Genomic DNA, 19,194 nt, shown 5'->3' on the forward strand with positions numbered 1-19,194 from the left:
ATCTTGCCCTCGGCCGCGTGGAGCGACACCTGCGACCCTTCGGGCAGCTTGCGGGCGATGTCGAACAGGGTGTGCGCGCTGATCGTGGTGGCGCCGGGCTGTTCGACCTGCGCCGACACGCTTTCAACGATCTGGAGGTCTAGATCGGTCGCCATCAGCTTGATCGCGCCGTCGGCTGACGCTTCGATCAGCACGTTGGACAGGATCGGAATCGTGTTGCGCCGCTCAACCACCGACTGGACGTGGCTGAGGCTCTTGAGGAGCGTTGCGCGTTCGATGGTGGCCTTCATGTCCCTGTTCTGTCCGTTTCTTTTCTTGCGAAAGCCCGGAGACGGTCGAATCCGGGCGACAATGATGGATGATCCTTCATAGCCGCTGTTGCGGCCCCTGCAAGCGCTCGCTGATCCTTTCGTTTCGATCAGGGTTGCAAAAAGGAACGGCATGGGCTTTCCCGGACATGTGAAACGCCTGGCCGCCCTTGCCCTCCTCCTGCTGACGATCGGCGCACTGTCCGGAACCGGGGCGCAGGCACGCGATTCTTTGGGCGTGTTCGATGCCTGGGGCGCGTTCCGCGATCCCCTCGCGCCCCGCTGCTATGCAATCGCCATGCCGGTGTCGGCAAAGCCGGCGGGCTTTGCCGCGGTGGGGAGCTGGCCGCGCCGGCGGGTACGCGGTCAGGTGCATTTTCGCCTGAGCCGGATGCGGGGCAGCGATGCGGCGGTGATCCTGAATGTCGGCGACCGGCGCTTTACGCTGGTGGCGGGACAGGTCGACGCCTGGGCGCCGGACGCGCGGGCTGATGCGGCCATCATCGCGGCGATGCGATCGGCCACCAGCATGAGCGTGCAGACGCGGGATGCGCGGGGGCGCGGTTTTGCCGACACCTACGCGCTGCGCGGGGCAGCCACGGCGATCGATGCGGCGGCTCTGGGTTGCGCGCGGCTGCGCTGAGGCGCTGCCCTTTCAAAATCCCCAGAAATCGGCTATGGGCGCGGCCATGCAGACAGCCGCCAACCCCCTGATGCCGATTCCCGGCGCTATCGACCCTGTGCCCGTGCCCCGCGCAGTGACGCCCCGCGAGGATGGGCGCGTCGACCTGATGGGGCTGTCGCGCCCGCAGATCAAGGGCGCGCTGGAGGAAGCGGGTCTCGACCAGAAGCAGGCGAAGCTGCGCTCCAAGCAGCTGTTCCACTGGCTCTATCATCGCGGCGAAACCGATTTCGACGCGATGACCGACCTTGCCAAGCCGATGCGCGGCTGGATGGCCGAACGTTTCGTCGTCGGCCGTCCGCAGGTCGTCGAGGCGCAGGTGTCGAGCGACGGCACCCGCAAATGGCTGCTGCGCTCGGACGACGGGCAGGATTATGAGATGGTGTTCATCCCGGACGCGGATCGCGGCACCCTTTGCGTATCCAGCCAGGTGGGCTGCACGTTGAACTGCCGTTTCTGCCACACCGGCACGATGCGGCTGGTGCGCAATCTGACGCCGGGCGAGATTGTGGGTCAGGTGATGCTGGCCCGCGACGCGTTGGGTGAGTGGCCCAAAGGCAGCATGGCGTCGGCCAATGACGATGAGGGCGACGACGCCTCCCAATATACGACCGACGGCCGGATGCTGACCAACATCGTGATGATGGGCATGGGCGAGCCGCTCTATAATTTCGACCATGTGCGCGACGCGCTGAAGGTCGTGATGGATGGCGACGGCCTTGCCCTGTCGAAGCGGCGGATCACCCTGTCGACCTCCGGCGTGGTGCCGATGATGGCGCGCGCGGGAGAGGAGATCGGCGTGAACCTTGCCGTATCGCTCCATGCCGTGACCAAGGATGTGCGCGACGAGCTGGTCCCGCTCAACAGGAAATACGGCATCGAGCAGCTGTTGCAGGCCTGCGCCGACTATCCGGGCGCGAACAATGCGCGGCGCATCACCTTCGAATATGTGATGATCAGGGACAAGAATGACAGCGACGCGGACGCGCATGAGCTGGTTCGGTTGCTCCGCCAGTATCAGCTGCCCGCGAAGGTCAATCTGATCCCGTTCAATCCCTGGCCGGGCACGGATTATGAATGTTCGACGCCCGAACGGATCCGGCGTTTTTCCGACATCGTGTTCGAGGGCGGGATCAGCGCGCCGGTGCGCACGCCGCGCGGACGGGACATCATGGCCGCCTGCGGGCAGCTCAAATCGGCTTCGGAAAAGAAGAGCCGGGCCGAACTGGACCGGCTGGCAGCGGAGAAGCAAGCCGCGCTCGGATAGAGCGGGGACGATAGGGCGCGCTTTCGTGGCGCGAGACGAAACCCCGCCCGGAACGGCGGGGTTTTTCTTGTGCGTTTCGTCCGGGCGGTTTGAACGGGTGAGCAGGAATGACGGACGAAGAGATGGAACGGATCGCAACGGGCTTTTGCACCCGGACGCTGCCCAGGGAGGAATGGACCCATATGGCCCATTTCTCGACGGCGTTATGGCTGATGCTGCGACGGCCCGATCTGGTGCCCGAGCGCGACATGCCGGGAATGATCGCGGCCTATAATGAAAGCGTCGGCGGGGTGAACAGCGATACGTCCGGCTATCATGAAACGATTACGCAGGCTTCGTTGCGGGCGGCACGGGCCGTGCTGGCGAGCCTGCCCGACGGCGCGACGCCGCAGGCGGCCTTTGCCGCTCTGATGGCCTCGCCCATGGCCGACAAGGACTGGCTCTTTACCTATTGGTCACGAGAGCGGCTGATGTCGGTGGAGGCGCGGCGCGGCTGGGTCGAGCCGGACGTCACGCCCTTGCCCTGGGCATAGAAAAAGGGCGGCCCCGGCAGGGACCGCCCTTTCCTTGTTCCATCCGAGAGGGATTAGAAACGGAAACCGATGCCGACAACGCCAGCGTCGCGGCCGCCGAGGCCGTCTTCATATTCGCTGCGCTGATATTCAGCCGAGATGTAGGTGTTGCCGGTCACGGCGAATTCCACGCCGCCGCCGTAACGCACGCCTTCATAGTTGATGTTCGTGCCAGCGGCCTCGAAACGGGTGTCGGCATAACCAACCTTGCCGAACGCCAGGACGCGCGGGGTCACGACATAGCCGAGGCGCACCGAAGCGGCCAGATCACGGCTGACGTCGACGCCGCCTTCCTCGACGGTGGAATCGCTGAACGACACTTCCGGACCGAAGGTGATGCGCGGCGCGACGGCAAGGTCGTAACCAGCGCTGACGCCGTAGGCGAAGCCGTCCTGCCCACCGATCTTGTCATAGCCCAGCGTCACGCCCGCGCGCGGGCCGGTGAAGGGCGCAGCGTCCTGAGCGAAAGCGGGAGCGGAAACGGCGGCAGCAGCCAGGGCTGCGAAAATCACAGTCTTCATAAAGTCCTCATATTCCGAATAACGCCATCGCCAAGAAATATGGCAGGCGTTTTCTGTTCTCTTACGGGCGGCGTTGCGTTTTTATACTATCATCACCTCTTGAAGACCGATCTTACTCAGCCTTCTTCCCGTCCTGCATGCAGCGATATGCCTCGCTGACGCCGCGCATATGTAACCTGATTGTCATTGTTGCAATATGGATATGAACTTTATTGAATGGTGCTGCCTTTTCGCAACAGTCTCAATAGGAAAGGGGCGGCCCCATGGGACCGCCCCTTCCGCGCTGCATGCAGCAAGGTCTCTTTAGAAGCGGAAACCGACGCCGACCAGACCCGCATCGCGGCCGCCGAAGTTCGATTCATATTCGGTGCGCTGATATTCCGCCGAAATATAGGTGCGCGGCGTCACCGAATATTCCAGACCGCCGCCATAGCGCACGGCTTCCAGCGAATAATGGCCGCCGGCGACCGGCTCGAAACGGGTGTTGGCATAGCCGACCTTGCCGAACGCCAGCACCTTCGGCGTCACGACATAGCCCAGACGCACCGACGCGGCGAGATCGCGGCTGACGTCGGTGGCCGCGCTGTCGGTGGTGGCGTCGCTGAAGGACACTTCCGGGCCGACGGTGATGCGCGGCGTCACGGCCAGGTCATAGCCCGCGGTCCCGCCATAGCTGAAGCCGTCATCGCCCTGAATCTTGTCGAAGCCCATGGTGATGCCAGCGCGCGGACCAGTAAAAGGCGCGGCGTCCTGAGCAAAAGCCGGAACAGAAACAGAGGCGGCAGCAATGGCCGCAAAAATAACAGTCTTCATGATATTCCTCATAACTTATCTGATACCCTGACCGGTACGAGTTTTATCTAAGGTCTCAATCGGTTTTTAAAAGGGACTGATTTTTAAAAATCTTTGATCCCATCTCTCTTGAAATATCAGGGAATCGATCCATACGAACTTCAACTACCCGGAAATTTGACTTGGCACCGGGCAAGCGCGCTTATGGACCCGGAAGCTGGCTGCCACATGAACGGAAACATGAAATTGCGTTCACCTGCGGAACGATCCCGAGATTTTGACCTTTCTGATGCAAAAGGGTAACAGGTGCGCATGGATAGCACGCCATCTGGGCCTGCACTGGCCGAACCCCGAACGGTGCTCCGCCACCGGCTGGCGACGCGGCTGTGGCACTGGCTGAATGCCGCCCTTCTCTACGTGCTGTTCACCAGCGGGCTTGGCATCTTCAATGCGCATCCCCGGCTCTACTGGGGACAATATGGCGCAAATTACGACCATGCCTGGCTGACGCTGGAGCGGTTCGGCAGCTGGATCACCCTGCCCGCTCATTATGATCTGGCGATGTCGCGCCACTGGCATCTGGCCGCCGCGCCGATTTTCGCCTTTGCCCTGCTCTTCTATATGCTCTGGAGCCTGTTGGGCCATCTCGGACGCGACCTCGCCTTCCGCCGGGGGGAGCTGGCGCCGCGCCATATCTGGCAGGACATCAGGGACCATGCGCGTTTGCGCTTCCCAACCGGGGAGGCGGCACTGCGCTATAATGTGCTGCAAAAGGCCAGCTATATCGGCGTGATCTTCGTGGCTCTGCCGCTGGTGATCCTGACCGGCCTCACCATGTCGCCGGGCATGAATGCGGCCTGGCCCTGGCTGGTGGACCTTTTCGGCGGCAGGCAGTCGGCGCGGTCGATCCATTTCATCGCGGCGTTCAGCCTCGTCGCTTTCTTTCTGGCGCATATCATCATGGTCATCCTTGCCGGGCCGGTGAATGAGATCCGGTCGATGATCACCGGCCGCTATAAAGTGCCGGCGGCGCGGGCATGAGTCTGATCCTCAACCGGCGGAACCTGATCCTGGGGGCAGCCGCGACGCTTGCGGGCTGCGACCGGCTGGCGCGCAACCCGACCGTGCGCGAAGCGCTGTTTTCCGCCGAAAATTTCCACAAATGGGCGCAGCGCAGCCTGATGGTCCGCGACGCCATGGCGCATGAATTCCGGCCGGACCAGATTTCACCCTTCTTCCGCCCCAACGGCACCGCCAATCCGAATACGCCCGAATATAAGGCGCTGTGGCGCGATGGCTTTGCCGGCTGGCGGCTGAAAATTGGCGGACTGGTCGAACGCCCCCTCTCGCTGTCCTTGGCGCAACTCCGCTCCCTGCCCCATCGCGAACAGATCACGCGGCATGATTGCGTCGAGGGATGGAGCGCGATCGGCAAATGGCGGGGCGTGCCGCTGAAGCCGATTCTGGATGCGGCGCGACTGCGCGACGGGGCGCGCTATATCGTCTTTCACTGCGCCGACGACATGGGCGGGGGCAAGGGCTATTATGAAAGCATCGATCTGGTCGATGCGTTTCACCCCCAGACCATCCTTGCCTTCGCGTTGAACGATGAGCCGCTGCGGGTCGCCAACGGCGCGCCGCTGAGGCTCCGGGTAGAGCGGCAGCTGGGCTACAAGCAGGCGAAATATCTGATGGAAATCGAAGCGGTTGCGCGGCTCGACCATGTTTACGGGGGCAAGGGCGGCTTCTGGGAGGACCATGCCGGCTATGACTGGTATGCGGGCATTTGACGCGCCTTCAATGACCTGACAGGTTGCGCGGCATGAAATTGTTCGATCGGGTCATCAAACGGTTGGTCACGCGTGGCCAGCTTTCCATTTTCTACCATGACGGCAAGAAGATCACGGTCGGGACACCCGAGCCGGGCTTTCCCGCCCTGGCGCTGAAATTCAGCGATGCGCGGGTGCCGTTCGACATCATCAGGGACCCGCGCCTGGGCATGGCGGAGGCCTTTATCGACGGGCGCGTCACGATCGAGGGCGGCGGGATCATGGAGCTGATCTCGCTGATCCGGATGAACAATGCCTGGGAAACAGGCAAGTCGATCAGCGATCTTGGGTCGGTCAAGCGCGGCTTGAAGGCGATCCGGCGCAAGCTGTGGGCGGCCAATCACCGGGCGCGGTCAAAGGCCAATGTCGCCCATCATTACGATCTTTCCGGGGCGCTCTACGCCCTCTTCCTCGATCGCGACCGGCAATATAGCTGCGCCTATTTCCCCGACGCCGACAATGAGGCCGGGATCAGTCTGGAGCAGGCGCAGGAGGACAAGAAGGCGCACATCGCCGCCAAGCTGCACCTGAAGCCCGGCATGAAGGTGCTGGACATCGGCTGCGGCTGGGGCGGGATGGCGCTGTATCTGCACCGCACCTGCGGCGTGGACGTGACCGGCATCACCCTGTCGGAAGAGCAGCTGAAAGTCGCGCGGCAGCGGGCGCAGGATGCGGGCGTCGCCGATCATGTGCGTTTCGAGCTGATCGACTATCGCGACATGCAGGGGCCGTTCGACCGCATCGTGTCGGTGGGTATGTTCGAACATGTCGGCACCAGGGATTACCGCACCTTCTACAATAAATGCCGCGAGTTGCTGGCGACGGATGGGGTGATGCTGATCCACACCATCGGCCGGGTCGACGGGCCGGGCGTCACCGACGCCTTCACCCAGAAATATATCTTCCCCGGCGGCTATATTCCGGCCCTCTCCGAAATGATCCAGGGCAGCGAGGGAACGCGGCTGATGGTGACGGATGTGGAGGTGCTGCGGATGCATTACGGCCTCACCATCCGCGAATGGTACAAGCGGACGCTGGCGCACAAGGCGGACATCGTCGCGTTGTATGACGAGCGCTTCTTCCGGCTCTGGACCTTCTATCTGGCCGGAGCCGCGACCGTTTTCGAACATGGCGGCATGGTGAATTATCAGGTTCAATATGTCCGCGACCGCCGCGTCCTGCCGATCACGCGCGACTATATGCTGGAGGCGGAGAGCGCGCTGCGCGGCCGCTGATTGACCATGAATATTCGCTGACAGCGCCGTTCCCGGACGGTTCAGTCAGTCTGCGGCATCTTCCCCCCATGTCCCCGGTAACGGGCGTGCATGTGAGGAGAGTAAGAGATGAACATCTTGTGGAAGGGCGTCGCGGCGCTGGGGCTGGCGATCAGTGCCATGGGCGTAAGCGCGGCTCCGGCCCAGGCGCAATATTATGGCGGCCGTGATTATGGCTATCGTGACGGTTACCGCGGCGACCGTTATGATGATCGCCGTTGGGACAATCGGCGCGACTGGCGCGATCATCGCCGGCATTGGCGCGATGACCGACGGGGCTACTGGCGCGGCCACTATCGTCAGCGCTGCTGGACCGAATGGCGCTATAACCATTATCGCGACAGGCGTGTGAAAATCCGGGTCTGCAACTGACCGGCGCGTCAGCCATGATCTGACCGGAAATCCTCCCCATCGGTGGGCGGGGAGGATGCCGACAATGAAGGCGCCGCATTTGCGCCATGGAATATGGGTCGCTCGCCGATTGCACCGGCGGGCGGCTTACGGCATTTTCTGAAGCATGAGCGATCCCATGCCCGTCATCCAGAGCCTGCTCGCCGGCTTGCCCATCTTCCTGCTGCACCTGTCCTGCGCGACGCTGGCATGGCTTGCGGCGCTGGCGCTTTACATGTGGATCACGCCGCATGACGAATTCGCGCTGATCCGCGCGGGCAATGAGGCGGCGGCCATCTCGCTGGGCGGCGCGGCCATCGGTCTTGGCATCCCGCTGGGCTTTTGCCTCGCCGGATCGGTCAATGTCTGGGACATCATGATCTGGGGCAGCGTCACGCTGATCCTGCAACTCATCGCCTTTCGCTTCGTCGATTATCTGATCGGCTCGCTGTCCGCGCGGATCGAGGCCAATGAGCGTTCGGCGGCGGTTTTCCTGGCGATGATGAAGATCGCCATCGCCTGCCTTACCGCCGGCGCGGTGGCAGGCTGAGCCGTGGCGCGGCGGGGGTGCCTGCCCTTGCTGGTCAGCGCGGTGCTGGCGTTGCTGTGGGTCAGCGAGACGACGCGGGCCCCCACGCTTCGAATCGAGGAATATGACCCGCGCTCGCCCCGCCGACCGCTGCCGCAATGGAGCGACGAGGCTTTCGTCATCGAAGATCGTCCGGGCGGCCCCGCCGACAGCATGGGCACCACCTTTGCCGTCGACCGCCAGGGTACATGGCTGACCGCCGGGCATGTGACCCATGATTGCGCGCGCGTGGGTATAGAAGAAGGCGGCGTCGCCCGCGAGGTCTTCCATGTCGTTGCAAGCCGGGAGGCCGATGCGGCGCTGGTGCGCGGCGGTATGCCGAGCGGCCAGTCCCTGCCCCTGTCGGACGCGATGCCGCCGCCCGGATCGGTCGGCTATCATATGGGCTTTCCCGGAGGACAGCCGACGCTGGTGATATCCGAACTGATCGGCGCCGCCCGCGCCCGGCGGGGACGGACAGAAGGGGGGCGGGCAGAGGGAGCGCGGTCGGAAGCGGGACAGGTCGAGGAAAGCCAGCCCGTGCTCGCCTGGGCGGAGCGGACCAGAATCCCCGTGGGAGACGGCACGCTGTCGGGCATCAGCGGCGGACCGGTCTTTGCCGAGGACGGCCATGTCGTGGGCGTCAACAGCGCCGCGACCGACCGGCGCGGCCGTATCCTGACCGTTCCGCCCGATGCCATGAGCCGGCTGGTCATGGCCAGCCGGGCCGTCAGCGACCGTCCTGTCGCCTATCCCTTCATCGATCCCGGCGAAGCGCTGGCCCGGTTCCAGTCCTGGCTCGCGCAGGGGGTAATCCGCCGGATATTCTGCGATGTGGATGACCATGCAGGACAGTTGACGGGAGGACGGCCAAAGAGGTAGTCCGCGACCAAATTGACAGGATTTGGACCATCATGAGCGATACGCCCCCCGACCGCCTTTCCACCAACCCCAAAAGTCCCTTTTTCGACATGGATGTGCTTCAGCGCGGCATCGGCATCCGGTTCAAGGACCGGGTGCGTAACGATGTCGAGGAATATAGCATTTCCGAAGGCTGGATTCGCGTCGCCGCGGGCAAGACCCGCGACCGTCATGGCCAGCCGCTGACGATCAAGCTGTCCGGGCCGGTGGAAGCCTGGTACGAAAATCCTGCGGAAGGCGCCGAAGAAGAAGCGGCGGAAAAGGGCGAATAAGCCCCCTCCCGAAAACCGGAAAAGGGCGCGGTCTGGACATCGGACCGCGCCCTTTTCATTTGGCTGCGCACGCCGTTCAGCGCAGTGCCGCGTCCCGCTTCACATCGGCGATGATGTCTCCCAGCGACCGGGCGGAGGGCGACGCATCGGCGATGCGGATGGCGCGCATGTCCATGGCAAGACGCGGCTGGCCCAGGGCGCGGGCCTTGCGCGGCGGAGCGGCATATTCGTCGGGATCGTCTGCGCGGCTCTCCGCACGGGCCAGCCGAATGCTGTCACCCAACGCCGGATCGGGCCGGAACTCACGCAATCCCGGCTTGTCGGGATAGATGAAGCCGAAGGTCGGGTTCGTCCGCGCCCCCATCTGGCCGGTCGGGCTGTGCCAGACGCGCACCTCGCTCCAGTCGCCCGCATCCGACACGTCGATGGCCAGCACATCTTCCTCGATCGCGCCGGGTATCGACCAGTTGGCGTGCCGGATCAGCACCCGCCGCTCGTCCAGCACCCGGCTGACCACGGCGACATGGCCCAGCACCATGGGTCCGGCCGGACGGAAGGCCAGCACCGCGCCCTTCCGCGGCATATGCCCGCGCCTGTAATGATTTTCCGCCTGATCCCACCAGGTCAGCGCGTCGCCATAGAGCTGGACGCCGGACACGACGCGCGCATAGGGCACGCATTGCAGCACGGTCGCGCCCAGAACAGGCGTCGTGATCAGGCCGGACAGCAGCAAGGCCGCCCAGCGCATCGTTCGAAAATTCATGCGACCCCGAAAGTCAGAATCGCCCCACCGCCGGAGAGAGTAGGCGGCCGTCCCTTAGGAACTGGTTAAAATGTCAGAAAGCACCGCGGGCAGAGTCGCTGCCGGCGGTTGCGCGGTCGGCCATGGCGATCTGCACCGGCATGTCGTTCGACTTGTGCGCGTAGATGAAGCCCCTGGCGGCATTGGAGCGCAGCCCCAGATCGCCGATCGGGCCATACCAGACGCGAACGTCGGTCCAGTCATTGTTGGGCGACACGTCGATGGCGCGGACATTGCGCTCGACGCCGCCGCGATAGGACCAGTTGGCATGGGTCAGCAGCACTTCGCGCTCGCTGACGACCTTGCTGACCATCGCGACATGGCCGACCGGCATCGACCGGCTGGCGGCGAAGGCGAGAACGGCGCCGACGCGCGGCTCATGGCCACGGTCATAGCGGCCCTCGGCCTGACCCCACCACGTATTGGCGTTGCCATAGAGTTCGATACCGGAAACCTGACGGGCGAACGGTGCACACTGGAGGACGCCGGCAGCGGCCGGGGTCGTGATCAGGGCGCCCAGTGCGAGCGTTACCGCTGCGACAAAAGCGCGAAAACCACCGATCATGAAATGCGACCCCCGACTGTTTTTTAGGAACCAACCCCGTGAAAAGGCTTAGGGCAGACGCCGGACGAGTTGAAAAGCGACGAGCGACGAGTCGTTTTCTGGACGCGTCAACCCGCGGAACGAAAGACATGGCCCGCCGTTACGGCAAACCGGCTCGATTCGTGCAACTCGTTGAAAAGACTGTCTTCCGTTCCAGTCATCCAGACCTGACCGCCCGTTTCGCCCAGCCGTTCGAACAGCGCCGCTCGTCGTGACGGGTCGAGATGGGCCGCCACTTCGTCGAGCAGCAGCACGGGCGGCTGACCGCGATGAGCGGTGACCAGCGCGGCGTGGGCAAGCAGGATCGAGAGCAGCAGGGCCTTCTGCTCGCCGGTCGAACAGAGCGCGGCGGCCTGCCCCTTGGCGGCATGGGTGACGGCCAGATCCTGCCGGTGCGGGCCGGACAGGGTCCGCCCGGCGGCGGCGTCGCGGCGGCGCTCCCGCGCCAGACGGCGACCGAGCGGTTCGCCCCCCTCCTCCTCGCTCTCGATCGCCAGCAGCGGGCGGGCGAAGGGATGATCGGGCTGCCCCTCCAGCGCGGCGCAGAGGCGGGCGACCAGATCGGCGCGGGCAGCCGCCAGCGCGGTGCCATGCTCGTCCATTTGCGCTTCCAGCGCGCTCAGCCAGCCCGGATCGGCGCCATGCAGGTCGCCCAGCAGCCGGTTGCGCGCCCGCATCGCTGCCTCATAACGGGCGCTGTGGACGGCATGGGCGGGATGCAGCGCCAGCGTCAGTCGGTCCAGAAAGCGCCGTCGCCCGCCGGGGCTGTCCATGAACAGCCGATCCATCGCCGGGGTCAGCCAGACGATCGAGAGATGGTCCGCCAGCGCATTGGCGGAGGAGGCGACGCCGCCGATCCGCACCTGCCGCCGGTCTGGCGTTGCGGCGAGAACGCCGGTGCCAAGCATCGCGCCGTCCACTTCGGCGGCTATGCCGAAACCGCCCGCACCGTCCTGCCGCACCATGTCGCGCAGGGCAGCGCCGCGCAGCCCGCGGCCGGGCGCCAGCATGGAGATCGCTTCCAATATGTTGGTCTTGCCCGCGCCATTTTCGCCGGTCAACACGATGAACGCATGACCGGGCACGATCAGCGCGTCCGCATGGTTGCGGAAATCGCTTAAGGTGAGACGGCCGATCATGCGGACGCTCTAGAGTGTTTTCACTTTGAGCGAAAACACTCTTGTCTTTCCATGCCGCATTTTCGCTTGGAAATGCTCCGGCGACGGCCGGCGCGCCGACAAAGCGCTTCGCACTTCAACTGCAACGCTTGCGGGTCACGGCCCTCCCGTCGTTCAGCACGGTCAGTTCGCGACCGTTCGCCGACGGGCGCAGCTCCAGCCTCTTGGTCCAGCTCTGCCCTTCGCCCGTGAAGGCGGCGTCGATGCGGATCGCGCCATCGGGACCATGGGACAGGCCGGTCACCTTGCCCTCGCTTTCGAGGAAGATCAGACTGGTGGGCGTAACCGTCAGCTCCAGTTCGGTCGCGCGATCGGCGCAACTTTCGTCAAGCCCCTTCCAGCGCCCCTGCACGCTGGCAGGCATGGTTGATCCGGACGGCGCTTCCCGGGCTGGCGACGCGGGAGCCGGTTCAGCGGTCTGGATGCCGTTCGACCCCTCCGGCACCGCCCGAACGTCGGGCAGCGTCTGATCGACGATGTTGGTCACGACACCGGACTTCTCATCCTGCCTGTCGCCGCAGGCCGCCAGCATCAGCAGCGGCAGGAGGATCGTTGCGCGCATGGGAAGAAAACCGGCGCTTCGCCAAGGGGTTCCCGCATTGGCGCCCTCTGATGTCATCTCTGCTGCACTCCGTCCGATTGGCACGCCATCATGCCATGCCTGTCCCGGCAAGGGAGGATTTTTCTCTCGCGCCTGATCCGAACGGACGGCTGCCAGATCCTGTTCGGCGGACTTGCGCCCGGCAAAGCTTGCGGCCATCACCATGATCCTGCACTATTTTCGGGAGCCGCCACCATGAAGAGGAAGCCGATGATGAAAAGCATGAAGATCGCCCTTGCTCTTGCCGCGGCCGCGCTGGGTACGCAGGGCGCGATGGCGGCGCTGGCCGTGGGCGCGAAGGCCCCCGACTTCACCACGCGCGGCGCGCTGGCGGGCAAGACCTTTACCCTGACGCTGTCGCACCAGCTGAAGCGCGGGCCGGTGGTCCTCTATTTCTTCCCCAAGGCCTTCACGCCGGGTTGTTCGGCCGAAGCGCGGGAATTTGCCGAACATATCGAGGATTTCAAAAAGGCGGGCGCGACCGTGATCGGCATGTCGGCCGATCCGGTGGACGATCTGGTCGCCTTCTCGACCAAGGAATGCGCGGGCAAATTCGCGGTGGCATCGGCTGGCCCCGCGATCGTGTCGGGCTATGATGTTGCGCTCAAGATGCGGCCGGGCATGACCGATCGCACCTCCTATGTCATCGCGCCCAGCGGCCGCATCGCCTTTGTCCATAGCGAGATGAACTATGCCGGTCATGTGAAGAGCACGCTGGCCGCCGTGGAGGCGATGAAGCAGAAATAATCATTTCCCGCGCTTCACATAGGTGTCGAACCAGCCAAGCGTCGCCTTCCACGCGGCCTTGGCGGCGGCTTCGTCATAGCTGGGGCGATAGTCCGCCATGAAGCCATGGTCGGCGCCGGGGTAGACGGTGATCGCATCCGGCGGCGATTTGCCGGCAAGCGTCAGCGCCGCCTTCATCTTTTCCACGTCGGCCACGGGAATACCCTTGTCTAGCGCGCCATATTGGCCCAGCACCGGGGCCTTGAGCGCGCTCACCCGTTCGATGACGCTGAGGGGCTGCAGTTCCGTCCTGTCGCTGATGAGCCGGCCGTAGAAGGCGACCCCCGCATCCAGATCCCGCGCGTGGGCCGCGTAGAGCCACACCATCCGCCCGCCCCAGCAAAAGCCGGTGATGCCGCGCCGTGTCCCGTCGCCGCCATGTCCGCTGGCCCAGACATAGGTGGCATCGATATCGCTCAGGACCTGCGCGTCCGGCGCCCTGGAAACGATGGTGGCGATGAGCTGCCTGAAGTCCGCGACCTTGGTGGCGTCCCCATGACGCGCGAACAGGTCGGGCGCGATCGCATAATAGCCTGCCCTCGCAAAACGGCGGCACATGTCGCGTATCCATTCATGGACGCCGAAAATTTCATGAACGACGCAGATGACGGGTGCGCTCTTCGCGGCGGCTGGTCGGGCGACGAAAGCGGGCATGGCAAAGCCGTCATCCGCCCTGATCGACACCGTCTCTTCCTTCAGCCCCTCGCCGGAGGTCTGTACGGCGCTGCTGGAAACGGGGCGGCAGGCGGCCGCAAATCCTGCCGCGAAAGCGCCCCCGGCCAGCAATCTGCGGCGATCCAGTCCGGTGGAGCCGATCCAGTTGCGATCTTCGGGCAAACGTTCGGGCTGGTCCTGCGAGTCGGTCATGCGCGTCTCTCCTGAAGCCGGAGTTGCGGAGCCTAATCCCGCCTCCGCCGAGCGCAAGTCCTTCTCAGGCAAGGAAATCGCCGCTCTGGATTCGCGCCAGCGCGCCAACGTCCCGATTGTATATATAGGTCCATGCCTCGACCGGACCGGCCACGCTTCGCACGGTCAGCCGCTCGCGCCGATATTCCTGCGGATGGGGGAAATGGGGGGAACATTCCTCATGCTCGTCCAGCACGGCCAGGATCGCGGCTGGGTCAGGCAGTGCAAACAGATCGCCTCTGACGACATCGGCCTCGCCCGGCACGAAAGCGGGATAGCCGTCGACATGGTAAAGCGTCCCTGACGCAGTCGCCCCTCCGACATGGCGAGCGACATGTGCAAGCCAGTGGGCCATCGGGCCGTCATGACCGGGACGGAGCGTGCCATAAACGAAGAGCAAGGGCGCGCTCATGGACAGGCCATGGGAATATTCCCCACTCGCGGGAATTTTGACCAAATAATGGATATTTTCCCGGTGCAAATTCCCCCGATTGAACCGAAAAGGCGCCCAATCCTGCGGAAAATCGAAATTGGCACGGCTCCTGCAATCTTCCCGACATCATGGCCGGATGGTCCGGCCCCGACGATGTCAGGGAGTTCAATCATGTTCCTCGCAAAAATCCAGAATATCGCATTCGCCCTCACCGGCGCCCTGCTGGTTGCCGGGCTATTCATCGGCGCTGCCGTTCCCGTCGCCCCCATCGCCTGATTTTCACTTCGCAGTAAGAAGGCCAGATTCATGAACAACAGCTTCACCCTCGACCGCCACAACGGAAAGATCATGGGCGTATGTGCGGGACTTTCCAACCGCACCGGTCTGGATGTCACGCTGATCCGCATTGCCGTGGTGCTGATGACCCTTTGCGCGCTGGGGCCGGTGGGCGTCGTCGCCTATCTGCTCGCGGGCTGGCTGGCCGCGGGCTGAAGATTGCGCATAATAAAAAAGCCACCCTTGGACATGTCCGGGGTGGCTCTTTTGCTGTCCGCCAGTGACGGAAAAGATAAGGTCATGTTGCGCTCAGGCAAACAGAACCGAATAGAAGGTCAGCATCTGGGCGCCAACCGCAACCATGAGGGCAACGCCCTGAACAGTGTTTCGCATATCGTTCGTCCTGCAAGTTGTTTTTTTATGTCTGCCCATTGGGCAAGCGCGCCTATGCGCCGGACATGAAATTGTAACAATCGCAAAGGACGATTTCGCAGTTGCAGCAAATGCAACAGTCACTGTTGCCCCAAAGCCGCGATCGTCGCCTGCGCCGCTGCGGGGGCGCGAACCTTGGCGCCGCTGATGAAGAAGACATAGGCGTCGCCCTGAGCGCCCTGCCCCCGCGCCATGGCGGCCCAATGCGCGATCTCGTCGGAGGCATAGCCGCTATCCTCTTCCTCCCGCGTGCGCATCAGCCGGGCATAGGAAAAACCGACATCATGGCCGCGCAACGCCGGATATTCGGGGTGATCGGCATAGACCACCGCAGCGCCGGCCTGTCCCGCCAGCTCGAAAAAGGCAGGATCATCGAAACTTTCATGTCGCACCTCAAGCGCGTGGCGCAGTGGCACGCCGTCGACGCTGGCGGGCAGCAGTTTCAGGAAAGCGCCGAAATCCTCCGGGTCGAATTTCTTGGTCGGCATGAACTGCCAGAGGATAGGACCCAGCCGGTCGCCCAGCTCGACCAGCCCCTGATTGACGAATTTCGCAATGGAATCGCCCGATTCGGCCAACACCTTGCGATTGGTGCAATAACGGGAAGCCTTGACCGCGAACTGGAAGCCGTCCGGCACCGCCTTCGCCCAACCGGCAAAGGTCGCAGGCTTTTGCGTGCTGTAATAGGTGGCGTTGATCTCCGTTGCGGTCAGATGTTCGCCGACATAGGCCAGTTCATCCTTCTGCCGCAGCCCTTCGGGATAGAAAGTGCCGCGCCATGGCTCGAAGACCCAACCACCGATGCCGACCCTGATTTTTCCACCCATGCCGGACTCTCCTTTGACTCCATCCTGATCGGCAGAGGCGATCAACGCCAGCGGCTTTTGACGGAACGGGTTTTCCCTCCCCGATCCTGTCTGAAGGAAGGCGGACCATGACCGCTTCCCGCACTCATCAACGTCAACGCAAAATCAGCGCGCGGGCTTGCGGTTGAGGCCGAGCAGCCACGGCTTCACCCCGCGCGAGGGATGCGGCTTGCCGTCCAGCCTTTTGGCGCGGATGATGGTTATGGGCCTGATGATGATCTGCCCGCGCATGGGCCCCGAACCACAGCAGGTGGGGACGGCGAGTATTCGCTTCACCACATCCATGCCGCCGACGACGTGGCCAAAAGCGGCATAGCCGATATAGTCGCCTCGCGCGTCCATGTTCGGCGTCGACCCGATGGTGATGAAGAAATTGCCCATAGCCGAATTGGCGCGATTGGGCCGGGCCATGGACAGGGTCGCGTCGAGATGCCTGAGGCCCGTCCGCGTCGTCGGCTCATGCCGGATCGGCGGCAGGGATCGGCGGGCATCGGTGTCTATGCCACCCTGGATCAGTCCCAGCTTCGGATCGCTCCTGCGCCGCGCCGCCCGGTAGAAGGTCACGCCGTCGAAGCGCCCGTCATCCACATAGGTCAGGAAATTGGCCGAGGTCAGCGGCGCCCTTTTGTCGTCGGTGGCTACGATGATCGTGCCGACGGAAGTCTCGATGGCGACCCGCGTATAGCCGGACGTCGGCCGGTTGGCAGGCTGCGCAGAGACGGAACCGGAAAGAAAGGCGATCAGCAGGGCAAGGCAACGCAAAACCGGACGCATCAGCAAGAAAGCAGCTCACGAAAGAGGAGATTTCCGCTCAGGCTAGAGCGCCTGCGTGCAACGCGCAACCGGGTGCCTCAGCAACCGGTTTCGCACCATTTTCCTATAGAGAAAGTGGTGACCCCTACGGGAATCGAACCCGTGTTTCAGCCGTGAAAGGGCCGCGTCCTAGACCGCTAGACGAAGGGGCCACATGCAGTTCCGCGTGGGCGTCGCTGCGAAGCGAGGCGGGCATTAGGCGGCGGCGCGGAAACGGTCAACCCCCTTTTCGTCATGAAAATGACGCGGAGCAAAAAATTGCCTGCCCGCTCCTCAGTCTGCCCAGGCCGCATCCTCCAGATGCAGTTCAGCGGCAGGACGCGGCCCCCAATCGTCGATCTTCGCCCGCCCCGCAATCCACAGCCGCCGGTCACGCGGGGCGCCGAGGATGGCCTGACCCAGATCGGATTCGGCCTGACGGAAAGCGATGGTCTTGATCGATCGGCCATCGTCGCCCGCCATGATTGCGCGCAAATGGCCATTGCCGACAATGTCCGCCTTGATGACGCGCATCGGTCCCGACGCGATGAGCGGCGCGGGCCAGCCCGCGCCATAGGGACCGCCTGCATCGATGGCGGCGACGAAATCCGGATTGACCCCCGCCGGAGCCAATACAGCGTCGATCAGCAGCGCGCGGTCGTCGCGCGCCTTGGCGACCGCGCCGGACAGTCGTTCGTCGAGGAAGTCGGCCAGCGCATCCACCTTGTCCGCCGCGACCGTCAGACCCGCCGCCATGGCGTGCCCGCCGCCCGCGACCAGCAGGCCGCTATCCTTCGCCGCCAACACCGCGGCCCCCAGGTCGACACCGGAAATGGAGCGACCCGATCCCTTGCCGGTGCCCTCCTCATCGATGGCGACGACGATGGCGGGGCGGCCTGCCTTCTCCTTGATGCGACCCGCGACGATGCCGATGACCCCTGGGTGCCAGCCAGCGCCCGACACCAGAGCCACCGCGCGATTGCCCTGCGCGGCGAGCAACTCCTCGGCCTCGGCCTGCACCGCCGCTTCGATGGCGCGGCGTTCCTCGTTGAGCAGGTCCAGTTCCTGCGCGATCTTCGCCGCCTCCGCCGGATCTTCGGTGGTGAGCAACCGCACGCCGAGGTCCGCCTTGCCCACGCGCCCGCCCGCATTGATGCGCGGACCCAGCGCAAAGCCCAGATCATGGCAGAGCGGCGCCCGAGTCAGGCGGCTGGCGTCGATCAGCGCGGAAAGGCCGATGTTGCGGCGCTTCGCCATGATCTTGAGGCCCTGCGCCACGAAGGCGCGGTTGAGGCCCTTCAGTTGCGCCACGTCCGCCACAGTGCCGAGCGCCACGATATCGAGCAATTCCATCAACGGCGGCTCGGACCTTTGGGCGAACCAGCCCCGCCTGCGCAGCACCCGGATCAGCGCAGCGCCCAGCAGAAAGGCCACGCCCACCGCCGCCAGATGGCCGTGCAGCGCCGCTTCGGGGTCTTCGTCGAGACGGTTGGGATTCACCAGCGCCAGCGCTTGCGGAAGCGCGGCGGCGCATTTGTGATGATCGACGACCACCACGTCGACGCCAGCTTCCTTGGCCATCGCCAGCGCTTCGAAGGCCTGCGCGCCGCAATCGACGGTGACGATCAGGGTCGCGCCCTCGCCCGCCAGCCGGACCAGCGCCTCGCCCGAGGGGCCATAGCCCTCCATCAGCCGGTCGGGTATATAGGGTCGCGCCGCCAATCCCAGATCGCGCAGCAGCCGAATCAGCAGCGCCGCGCTGGTCGCGCCGTCGACGTCATAGTCGCCGAAAATGCGCACATCCTCGCCCCCGACCACTGCGTCGGCGAGGCGTTCGGCGGCGGCGTCCATGTCGCGGAACAGGCTGGGGTCGGGCATGAAATGGCGGATGGTGGGGTTGCGATGCGCCTCCACCGCGTCGCGCGGACAGCCGCGCGCCAGCAGCAATTGCGTCACCAGATCGTCGGGCCGATAACCCGGATCGCGCCCATCGGCATTGCCTCCGCGCCACCGCCAGGGCTGGCCGAGGATCGAACGGGTGATGTTGAGCGCTATAGTCATGGATCGGGCTTAGACCGGATGGGATTCGCGCGGTAGCCCTTCAAATCATGACGGGGTCGGA

23 protein-coding genes, 1 tRNA gene and 1 pseudogene are annotated in these 19,194 nt (G+C 64.2%); 12 read left to right on the forward strand and 13 right to left on the reverse strand.

Annotation, left to right across the window (positions count from 1 at the left end; all coding sequences use genetic code 11):
* Positions 1-290, reverse strand: a pseudogene (locus ACFC3J_RS05080) (DNA polymerase III subunit beta); the annotation flags it as partial.
* 169 nt (positions 291-459) lie between these two features.
* Between ACFC3J_RS05080 and ACFC3J_RS05085 the strand changes: the two are divergent.
* The 3 genes from ACFC3J_RS05085 (at position 460) to ACFC3J_RS05095 (ending at position 2,790) form a co-directional block, all read left to right on the forward strand.
* On the forward strand, positions 460-951 hold the full coding sequence (locus ACFC3J_RS05085) for a hypothetical protein (protein ID WP_375195125.1): 492 nt from the start codon (positions 460-462) through the stop codon (positions 949-951).
* Positions 952-997: 46 nt separating this feature from the next.
* Positions 998-2,257 (forward strand): 23S rRNA (adenine(2503)-C(2))-methyltransferase RlmN, encoded by a 1,260-nt coding sequence (gene rlmN / locus ACFC3J_RS05090; RefSeq protein ID WP_375195126.1) that lies wholly within the window; start codon positions 998-1,000, stop codon positions 2,255-2,257.
* Between the two features lie 107 nt (positions 2,258-2,364).
* On the forward strand, positions 2,365-2,790 hold the full coding sequence (locus ACFC3J_RS05095; RefSeq protein ID WP_375195127.1) for a hypothetical protein: 426 nt from the start codon (positions 2,365-2,367) through the stop codon (positions 2,788-2,790).
* A 53-nt stretch (positions 2,791-2,843) separates the two neighbouring features.
* Here the strand turns inward: ACFC3J_RS05095 and ACFC3J_RS05100 are convergent, their stop codons facing one another.
* The gene (locus ACFC3J_RS05100) at positions 2,844-3,350 is read right to left on the reverse strand and encodes an outer membrane protein (RefSeq protein WP_375195128.1); all 507 of its coding nucleotides are present in this window, start codon (positions 3,348-3,350) and stop codon (positions 2,844-2,846) included.
* Positions 3,351-3,653: 303 nt separating this feature from the next.
* Positions 3,654-4,163, reverse strand: a complete 510-nt coding sequence (locus tag ACFC3J_RS05105) for a porin family protein (protein WP_375195129.1) — start codon at positions 4,161-4,163, stop codon at positions 3,654-3,656.
* A 291-nt stretch (positions 4,164-4,454) separates the two neighbouring features.
* Between ACFC3J_RS05105 and ACFC3J_RS05110 the strand changes: the two genes are divergently transcribed.
* From ACFC3J_RS05110 to ACFC3J_RS05140, 7 genes are all read left to right on the forward strand, one after another.
* Complete coding sequence (locus ACFC3J_RS05110) at positions 4,455-5,183, forward strand: cytochrome b/b6 domain-containing protein (RefSeq protein ID WP_375195181.1); 729 nt, start codon at positions 4,455-4,457, stop codon at positions 5,181-5,183.
* Positions 5,180-5,932: a molybdopterin-binding protein gene (locus ACFC3J_RS05115; protein WP_375195130.1), complete on the forward strand. Its 753-nt coding sequence runs from the start codon at positions 5,180-5,182 to the stop codon at positions 5,930-5,932. The genes ACFC3J_RS05110 and ACFC3J_RS05115 overlap by 4 nt, the downstream gene beginning before the upstream one ends.
* Positions 5,933-5,964: 32 nt before the next feature.
* The gene (locus ACFC3J_RS05120; RefSeq protein ID WP_375195131.1) at positions 5,965-7,206 is read left to right on the forward strand and encodes a class I SAM-dependent methyltransferase; all 1,242 of its coding nucleotides are present in this window, start codon (positions 5,965-5,967) and stop codon (positions 7,204-7,206) included.
* 108 nt (positions 7,207-7,314) lie between these two features.
* Positions 7,315-7,617 carry a hypothetical protein gene (locus ACFC3J_RS05125; protein WP_375195132.1) on the forward strand — a complete coding sequence of 101 codons (303 nt, stop codon included), beginning with the start codon at positions 7,315-7,317 and terminating at the stop codon, positions 7,615-7,617.
* Positions 7,618-7,762: 145 nt separating this feature from the next.
* Positions 7,763-8,185, forward strand: coding sequence for a DUF350 domain-containing protein (locus ACFC3J_RS05130; protein WP_375195133.1), 423 nt, complete (start codon positions 7,763-7,765; stop codon positions 8,183-8,185).
* A 3-nt stretch (positions 8,186-8,188) separates the two neighbouring features.
* Positions 8,189-9,085: a serine protease gene (locus ACFC3J_RS05135; RefSeq protein WP_375195134.1), complete on the forward strand. Its 897-nt coding sequence runs from the start codon at positions 8,189-8,191 to the stop codon at positions 9,083-9,085.
* A gap of 32 nt (positions 9,086-9,117) precedes the next feature.
* Positions 9,118-9,396, forward strand: coding sequence for a DUF3297 family protein (locus tag ACFC3J_RS05140; RefSeq protein WP_375195135.1), 279 nt, complete (start codon positions 9,118-9,120; stop codon positions 9,394-9,396).
* 76 nt (positions 9,397-9,472) lie between these two features.
* Here the strand turns inward: ACFC3J_RS05140 and ACFC3J_RS05145 are convergent, their stop codons facing one another.
* The 4 genes from ACFC3J_RS05145 to ACFC3J_RS05160 form a co-directional block, all read right to left on the reverse strand.
* A complete protein-coding gene (locus tag ACFC3J_RS05145) occupies positions 9,473-10,159 on the reverse strand; it encodes a CHAP domain-containing protein (RefSeq protein ID WP_375195136.1) in 687 nt (228 codons plus the stop codon).
* 73 nt (positions 10,160-10,232) lie between these two features.
* Positions 10,233-10,763, reverse strand: a complete 531-nt coding sequence (locus ACFC3J_RS05150; protein WP_375195137.1) for a CHAP domain-containing protein — start codon at positions 10,761-10,763, stop codon at positions 10,233-10,235.
* A 107-nt stretch (positions 10,764-10,870) separates the two neighbouring features.
* The gene (gene recF / locus ACFC3J_RS05155; RefSeq protein WP_375195138.1) at positions 10,871-11,941 is read right to left on the reverse strand and encodes a DNA replication/repair protein RecF; all 1,071 of its coding nucleotides are present in this window, start codon (positions 11,939-11,941) and stop codon (positions 10,871-10,873) included.
* Positions 11,942-12,056: 115 nt separating this feature from the next.
* Positions 12,057-12,746, reverse strand: coding sequence for a hypothetical protein (locus ACFC3J_RS05160; RefSeq protein ID WP_375195139.1), 690 nt, complete (start codon positions 12,744-12,746; stop codon positions 12,057-12,059).
* 48 nt (positions 12,747-12,794) lie between these two features.
* Here ACFC3J_RS05160 and ACFC3J_RS05165 point away from each other — a divergent pair, with 48 nt between their 5' ends.
* Positions 12,795-13,328, forward strand: coding sequence for a peroxiredoxin (locus ACFC3J_RS05165; protein WP_375195182.1), 534 nt, complete (start codon positions 12,795-12,797; stop codon positions 13,326-13,328).
* Here ACFC3J_RS05165 and ACFC3J_RS05170 read toward each other — a convergent pair whose 3' ends face one another.
* Positions 13,329-14,234, reverse strand: a complete 906-nt coding sequence (locus tag ACFC3J_RS05170; RefSeq protein WP_375195140.1) for a dienelactone hydrolase family protein — start codon at positions 14,232-14,234, stop codon at positions 13,329-13,331.
* A 64-nt stretch (positions 14,235-14,298) separates the two neighbouring features.
* Positions 14,299-14,685, reverse strand: coding sequence for a gamma-glutamylcyclotransferase (locus tag ACFC3J_RS05175; protein ID WP_375195141.1), 387 nt, complete (start codon positions 14,683-14,685; stop codon positions 14,299-14,301).
* A gap of 327 nt (positions 14,686-15,012) precedes the next feature.
* Here ACFC3J_RS05175 and ACFC3J_RS05180 point away from each other — a divergent pair, with 327 nt between their 5' ends.
* On the forward strand, positions 15,013-15,198 hold the full coding sequence (locus ACFC3J_RS05180; RefSeq protein ID WP_375195142.1) for a PspC domain-containing protein: 186 nt from the start codon (positions 15,013-15,015) through the stop codon (positions 15,196-15,198).
* A gap of 296 nt (positions 15,199-15,494) precedes the next feature.
* Here the strand turns inward: ACFC3J_RS05180 and ACFC3J_RS05185 are convergent, their stop codons facing one another.
* From ACFC3J_RS05185 to recJ, 4 genes are all read right to left on the reverse strand, one after another.
* Positions 15,495-16,241: a DUF72 domain-containing protein gene (locus ACFC3J_RS05185; protein WP_375195143.1), complete on the reverse strand. Its 747-nt coding sequence runs from the start codon at positions 16,239-16,241 to the stop codon at positions 15,495-15,497.
* Between the two features lie 144 nt (positions 16,242-16,385).
* The gene (locus ACFC3J_RS05190; protein WP_375195144.1) at positions 16,386-17,054 is read right to left on the reverse strand and encodes a peptidylprolyl isomerase; all 669 of its coding nucleotides are present in this window, start codon (positions 17,052-17,054) and stop codon (positions 16,386-16,388) included.
* A 115-nt stretch (positions 17,055-17,169) separates the two neighbouring features.
* Positions 17,170-17,245 (reverse strand) — tRNA-Glu (locus tag ACFC3J_RS05195).
* A 121-nt stretch (positions 17,246-17,366) separates the two neighbouring features.
* Positions 17,367-19,133: a single-stranded-DNA-specific exonuclease RecJ gene (gene recJ / locus ACFC3J_RS05200; protein WP_375195145.1), complete on the reverse strand. Its 1,767-nt coding sequence runs from the start codon at positions 19,131-19,133 to the stop codon at positions 17,367-17,369.
* Between the last annotated feature and the right edge of the window lie 61 nt (positions 19,134-19,194).

It is taken from the genome of Sphingobium sp. (assembly GCF_041987595.1).
Classification (GTDB): Bacteria; Pseudomonadota; Alphaproteobacteria; order Sphingomonadales; family Sphingomonadaceae; genus Sphingobium.

Coding starts and splice junctions, on each gene's coding strand:
- ACFC3J_RS05120 (WP_375195131.1), top strand. CDS start 5,965: ATGAAATTGTTCGATCGGGTCATCAAACGGTTGGTCACGCGTGGCCAG.
- ACFC3J_RS05180 (WP_375195142.1), top strand. CDS start 15,013: ATGAACAACAGCTTCACCCTCGACCGCCACAACGGAAAGATCATGGGC.
- ACFC3J_RS05165 (WP_375195182.1), top strand. CDS start 12,795: ATGAAAAGCATGAAGATCGCCCTTGCTCTTGCCGCGGCCGCGCTGGGT.
- ACFC3J_RS05115 (WP_375195130.1), top strand. CDS start 5,180: ATGAGTCTGATCCTCAACCGGCGGAACCTGATCCTGGGGGCAGCCGCG.
- ACFC3J_RS05185 (WP_375195143.1), bottom strand. CDS start 16,241: ATGGGTGGAAAAATCAGGGTCGGCATCGGTGGTTGGGTCTTCGAGCCA.
- ACFC3J_RS05130 (WP_375195133.1), top strand. CDS start 7,763: ATGAGCGATCCCATGCCCGTCATCCAGAGCCTGCTCGCCGGCTTGCCC.
- ACFC3J_RS05190 (WP_375195144.1), bottom strand. CDS start 17,054: ATGCGTCCGGTTTTGCGTTGCCTTGCCCTGCTGATCGCCTTTCTTTCC.
- ACFC3J_RS05095 (WP_375195127.1), top strand. CDS start 2,365: ATGACGGACGAAGAGATGGAACGGATCGCAACGGGCTTTTGCACCCGG.
- ACFC3J_RS05145 (WP_375195136.1), bottom strand. CDS start 10,159: ATGAATTTTCGAACGATGCGCTGGGCGGCCTTGCTGCTGTCCGGCCTG.
- ACFC3J_RS05175 (WP_375195141.1), bottom strand. CDS start 14,685: ATGAGCGCGCCCTTGCTCTTCGTTTATGGCACGCTCCGTCCCGGTCAT.
- ACFC3J_RS05100 (WP_375195128.1), bottom strand. CDS start 3,350: ATGAAGACTGTGATTTTCGCAGCCCTGGCTGCTGCCGCCGTTTCCGCT.
- ACFC3J_RS05150 (WP_375195137.1), bottom strand. CDS start 10,763: ATGATCGGTGGTTTTCGCGCTTTTGTCGCAGCGGTAACGCTCGCACTG.
- ACFC3J_RS05160 (WP_375195139.1), bottom strand. CDS start 12,746: ATGGTGATGGCCGCAAGCTTTGCCGGGCGCAAGTCCGCCGAACAGGAT.
- ACFC3J_RS05125 (WP_375195132.1), top strand. CDS start 7,315: ATGAACATCTTGTGGAAGGGCGTCGCGGCGCTGGGGCTGGCGATCAGT.
- recJ (WP_375195145.1), bottom strand. CDS start 19,133: ATGACTATAGCGCTCAACATCACCCGTTCGATCCTCGGCCAGCCCTGG.
- recF (WP_375195138.1), bottom strand. CDS start 11,941: ATGATCGGCCGTCTCACCTTAAGCGATTTCCGCAACCATGCGGACGCG.
- ACFC3J_RS05110 (WP_375195181.1), top strand. CDS start 4,455: ATGGATAGCACGCCATCTGGGCCTGCACTGGCCGAACCCCGAACGGTG.
- ACFC3J_RS05170 (WP_375195140.1), bottom strand. CDS start 14,234: ATGACCGACTCGCAGGACCAGCCCGAACGTTTGCCCGAAGATCGCAAC.
- ACFC3J_RS05105 (WP_375195129.1), bottom strand. CDS start 4,163: ATGAAGACTGTTATTTTTGCGGCCATTGCTGCCGCCTCTGTTTCTGTT.
- rlmN (WP_375195126.1), top strand. CDS start 998: ATGCAGACAGCCGCCAACCCCCTGATGCCGATTCCCGGCGCTATCGAC.
- ACFC3J_RS05140 (WP_375195135.1), top strand. CDS start 9,118: ATGAGCGATACGCCCCCCGACCGCCTTTCCACCAACCCCAAAAGTCCC.